The sequence below is a fragment of the Peribacillus sp. P4_C12 genome (assembly GCF_056402095.1).
Genome location: NZ_JBFUIB010000925.1, coordinates 1 through 1,023, shown reverse-complemented (window position 1 = coordinate 1,023; position 1,023 = coordinate 1). Strand labels below are relative to the sequence as shown.

Below are 1,023 nucleotides of genomic sequence, written 5' to 3'. Positions count from 1 at the left end.
GAATCTGATAGCGTTCTAAAATATCACTTGCTTGAGATTCACTTAATGTAGTACCGGGCTCCAACAAGCTTTGTAATCTTTGTTTCTCTATTTTCTTTGAGGAATTGAAAACGTTCGCTTCCTGATTTTTCCGATAGTATTCACTGTACTCCACTAATTTAGCTAATCCTCTAATTGGATTTAGATTACCTGGTATAACTGGAATACCATTTTTCACAAGCTCTGGAGTTCCCGGAGGAAGGGACATACCATCTAACGGGAATGTTGTAATAAATACAAATTTATTTGAACGGCTACAAATATCTATAAACTCTTGCAATAATGGATTTTCAGCGGTCCAACTGAACGGAAATTCTGTGAAAATGATGTTATCGACATCTGGATCCTCAATAAGTGCTCGTAATGGAGCTAAAAATAATTCTGGATTTGAAACTGATGCAGCAGCTGTTAAATCAACAGGGTTGGAAACGCTTGCAAAGTTAGGTAAAAATCGCTTAATCTCTGTTGTTGTCTTCGAACTTAGTGGTATGATATTAAGACCATAGGCCTCACAACGATCTGCTTCATTTATACCCCTGCCACCAGAACTAGTGATTATTACCGTATTCCTCCCTTTTGGAAGTTTATTGGAAAGGAAAAGCTTAGAAAAAGATATGATATCTTCATAATCGTCGGCTCTAACCATGCCTGATTGTTTAAAAAAGGCATCATATACCTTATCTGATCCGGCAAGTGATCCTGTATGAGATGCAGCAGCTCTGCTACCGGCTATACTTCGTCCTGTTTTCATGACAACAATTGGTTTATTTCTATCCAACGCTTCTTTAGCTAAGCTTCTTAATTTATCTGGGTTTTTAGCTCCTTCTAAGTAACCACTTATTACACTTGTTTTTGGATCATGAATCATATATTCAATAATATCTGAGAATTCAGTTTCCATTTCATTTCCTACACTCACGAAGTAATTAAAGCTTAGCCCATTCTGCGCTGCTGCCATATAAGTTAATACACCAAACGCTCCAC

Annotated in this window: 1 pseudogene; it reads right to left on the bottom strand. The window is 37.2% G+C overall.

Features of this window, described 5'->3' with window-relative positions:
* Positions 1–997 (bottom strand): annotated as a pseudogene (locus AC1DUW_RS30300) (acetate--CoA ligase family protein); the annotation flags it as partial.
* Between the last annotated feature and the right edge of the window lie 26 nt (positions 998–1,023).